Source organism: Streptomyces sp. NPDC002690 (assembly GCF_053592415.1).
On the sequence record NZ_JBSFVR010000514.1, the window covers coordinates 1 to 3,926 of the forward strand.

The 3,926-nt window shown below is 70.4% G+C and carries 3 protein-coding genes and 1 tRNA gene; 3 read left to right on the forward strand and 1 reads right to left on the reverse strand.

Annotated elements, in window-relative coordinates; all coding sequences use genetic code 11:
* Positions 1-99 precede the first annotated feature (99 nt).
* Positions 100-621 carry a universal stress protein gene (locus ACWD3D_RS34355; protein WP_327175938.1) on the reverse strand — a complete coding sequence of 174 codons (522 nt, stop codon included), beginning with the start codon at positions 619-621 and terminating at the stop codon, positions 100-102.
* 1,161 nt (positions 622-1,782) lie between these two features.
* Here ACWD3D_RS34355 and ACWD3D_RS34360 point away from each other — a divergent pair.
* The 3 genes from ACWD3D_RS34360 to ACWD3D_RS34370 all read left to right on the forward strand — a co-directional run bounded on the left by ACWD3D_RS34360 (position 1,783) and on the right by ACWD3D_RS34370 (position 3,837).
* Entirely contained in the window at positions 1,783-3,003 is a 1,221-nt protein-coding gene (locus ACWD3D_RS34360; protein ID WP_451464618.1) for a GlxA family transcriptional regulator, read from the forward strand.
* A gap of 10 nt (positions 3,004-3,013) precedes the next feature.
* Entirely contained in the window at positions 3,014-3,619 is a 606-nt protein-coding gene (gene orn, locus ACWD3D_RS34365; RefSeq protein ID WP_451464619.1) for an oligoribonuclease, read from the forward strand.
* 145 nt (positions 3,620-3,764) lie between these two features.
* Positions 3,765-3,837 (forward strand) — tRNA-His (locus ACWD3D_RS34370).
* Positions 3,838-3,926 lie beyond the last annotated feature (89 nt).

Sequence of the window (3,926 nt, forward strand, 5' to 3'; positions counted from 1 at the left end):
CATGGTGAGCAGCACCGGCACGGCGACGTTGTACGGGAGGTTGGCGACGAGCGCGGTGGCGGCGAGCAGCGTGCAGTGGTCCGGGGTGGTGCGCGGCGTTCAGGGGATGACGATGACGGGGCGTTGCGCGCGGCGGGCGAGACGGCCGGCCACGGACCCGAAGATCCGGCCCACCAGTCCGTGCGTCGACCCGACGACGATGGCGTCGGCGGCATACTCGCGGCCGACTTCCTCCAGTTCGTGACAGATGTCGCCGCCGCGCTCGACCAGCACCCACGGCACCTCGGAGAGATATTCCGCGCAGGCGAGTTCGAGACCGAGCACCTCGGTGCGGTGATCGGGCACGTCGACGAAGACGGGCGGTTCGCAGCCTGCCCAGACGGTGGTCGGAAGCCGGTTGGCGACGTGCACGATGATCAGTCCGGAGCCGGATCTGCAGGCCATGCCGATCGCGTAGGCGAGGGCGCGCTCACTGGACGTGGAGCCGTCGAAACCGACTACGACACCGTGCCGGAAGGCCGGGTCGCAGGAATGACGTGTTTCTTCGACCGTCAGAGGGTCCGACCCGTGGTCGGTTACCTGCTTGCGGTCTGCGGGTTCAGGGGATTCGTGACCGGCCATCGGTATCTCGGCGAAGAGAGTCCTCGTGAGGAGGGAACGGCTAGGGGGACGTACTCGACTGCGGGGCGCGGGTGTGCGGGACTGTGGACTCGTGCCCGAAGACCACCCGGGACCGCGACCCGACGACGGTTGTCCAGGGCTGTCTACCCGGGCTGATGTCGGGCCCTTGTCCGGGAATCATCTTTCCAACCCTTTACCCCCAAGGGTACGGCGCCACTCCTCCACTGCCCAGACCGCCGCAAAGCGCGTGACGCGCTTTGGGGGAGCATGCACGAGGCGAGGGCGGTTGGCAATGCCGGTTGCCCTCTACACGGAGCGTTCGACGGTCGCCGACGGCGGTCGCCCCGTTTTTCCGACGCGTCGGTATGGGCCGCGGAGCGGCTCCGACCCGCGGCACTTGCCTCGTACTGAGCCATGAAACGCCCCCTGTTGGCCATCTCGGGCCGTCGGCGGGCGGGTTGTCGCGCCGGATTGCACTACCGGAGCGCGCGCGTGACGACCGCCGGCTTCCGACGCCGCCCCGCCGCTCCGCACCAGGCCGGGCACGAGCGCAGGAGGGCGCACGAACAGGCGCACCCGGCGCAAGCGGATTCCTCGCGTGCGCCGGTGAATCCGTTGGCCCACCGGGCTCGTGCCCGCCCACCGGCCCGCCTCCGCCCGCGCCCCCGGGAGGCGGTCGCCGGCGGAGCACGCGTCTGTCGGCGGGCGTCCTCGCAGGTGCGCGAGGGGCGCGATCAAAAGCGTCCCGAGTGCGCGGGTAGCGCGCCGGAGCATGACCGAATCGCACGCACGCGACCGTCGTTTTTGAGCCAACTTCACATCTGCGCCGAAACCTTGGCGATGTGCCCCTCATTCGCACTTGTCACCTGGCAGGAACGGACCGCGCGGTACGCTTTCACCCGACGCGGACGGGCCATGATCGCAACGCGCACTTCACAGTGCCGCTCGCGAGTGGAACGCTTCGTGATCGAACGCTTCACGCCACGTTGCCTTGTCGACATTGAGCCGGTGAGGGAACGTGTCATTTCGGCATCGCTGGACGCAGTAGGTTCGATCTTGGAATCGAGCACTGGGGACACGTGCGGCACCGAGGGGACACGTGCAGGAGCGACAGGCCTGTAGGGACCAGGGAGACGCGAACACCGAGGGGGGCTTAGCGTCATGAGCCAGGACTCCGCATCCGCAACGGAGGCCGCACGGAAGTTGGCCGGGCGGCGACGCCGGGAGGTCGTAGCCGTACTGCTGTTCAGCGGCGGCCCGATCTTCGAGAGCTCCATCCCGCTCTCCGTGTTCGGCATCGACCGGCAGGACGCGGGCGTACCGCGTTACCGACTGCTGGTCTGTGGCGGCGAGGAGGGACCGCTGCGCACCACCGGCGGCCTCGAACTCACCGCGCCGTACGGCTTGGAGGCGATCAGCAGGGCAGGCACCGTGGTGGTGCCCGCCTGGCGTTCGATCACCTCGCCGCCGCCGGTCGAGGCGCTCGACGCGCTGCGCCGCGCCCACGAGGAGGGCGCCCGCATCGTCGGGCTCTGCACGGGGGCCTTCGTGCTCGCGGCGGCCGGCCTGCTGGACGGCCGCCCGGCGACGACACACTGGATGTACGCGCCGACGCTGGCCAAGCGCTACCCGTCGGTGCACGTCGATCCGCGCGAGCTGTTCGTCGACGACGGGGACGTCCTCACCTCGGCGGGTACGGCCGCCGGGATCGACCTCTGCCTGCACATCGTGCGTACGGACCACGGCACGGAGGCCGCCGGGGCGCTGGCCCGCCGACTCGTGGTGCCGCCTCGCCGCAGCGGCGGTCAGGAGCGCTACCTCGACAGGTCTTTACCCGAAGAGATCGGCTCCGACCCGCTCGCCGAGGTCGTGGCCTGGGCCCTGGAGCACCTGCACGAGCAGTTCGACGTGGAGACGCTGGCGGCCCGCGCCTACATGAGCCGCCGCACGTTCGACCGGCGCTTCCGTTCACTCACCGGCAGTGCGCCGCTCCAGTGGCTGATCACCCAGCGGGTGCTCCAGGCGCAGCGGCTGCTGGAGACCTCGGACTATTCGGTGGACGAGGTCGCGGGTCGCTGCGGGTTCCGTTCCCCGGTGGCGCTGCGCGGCCACTTCCGCCGCCAGCTCGGCTCCTCCCCCGCCGCGTACCGGGGCGCCTACCGGGCCCGCCGCCCGGGCTCGGGTCCGGAGGCGGGAGCGGTCGAGGCCGTGGTGCCGGCGCAGGTCTCGTCGGCGGCCCGCAGGATGCCGGGCGGTTCCCCCGGACTGGCCGCGTTCGCGGCCTCCCCGGGGACGCCGGTCCTCCCCGACCGTCCGGACCGGGGCCCGGACGGCTACCCGGGCGGGCGCCCGGCCCTGCCGGGACAGCGGAGTGCCCCGTAGGGTGGGGCCCATGAACGACCGCATGGTATGGATCGACTGCGAGATGACCGGACTCTCGTTGACGGACGACGCACTCGTCGAGGTGGCGGCTCTGGTCACCGACTCGGAGTTGAACGTGCTCGGCGAAGGGGTGGACATCGTGATCCGCCCGCCGGACGCGGCCCTGGAGACCATGCCCGAGGTGGTGCGGCGGATGCACACCACCTCGGGCCTCCTGGACGAGCTGGCCGGGGGCACCACCCTGGCCGACGCCGAGGCCCAGGTGCTGGCGTACGTGCGCGAGCACGTGAAGGAGCCGGGCAAGGCACCGCTCTGCGGAAACTCCGTCGGCACCGACCGGGGCTTCCTCGCGCGCGACATGCAGGCGCTGGAGGGTTACCTCCACTACCGCATCGTCGACGTCTCCTCGGTCAAGGAGCTGGCCCGGCGCTGGTTCCCGAAGGCCTACTTCAACAGCCCGGCCAAGAGCGGCAACCACCGGGCGCTCGCCGACATCCGCGAATCCATCGCGGAGCTGCGCTATTACCGCGAGGCCGTCTTCGTGCCCCAGCCCGGCCCGGACTCGGACCACGCCAAGGAGATCGCCGCGCGCCACGTGGTGCGCCCCGAGCAGTAGCCGCGCCCGCGCGGAACCCCCTGTTCACGGGCCCGGGAGGGCCCGTGGGCGGGGCTGCGGAGGGGGTCGCGGAAAGGTGGCGCGAGCACCCTCGAAAACCCTGTACACTTTTTCTCGGCCGGTCGGAAACGCCCGGACGAACATGGTGGGTATAGCTCAGATGGTAGAGCACCTGGTTGTGGTCCAGGATGTCGCGGGTTCGAGTCCCGTTACTCACCCTTGAAGCAGAAGGCGGACCGCATCACCTGTAACGAGGAGAAAATCAGAGGGCTACGAGCCCAACCCCCCTTTCACTCTTTCCGGTGAG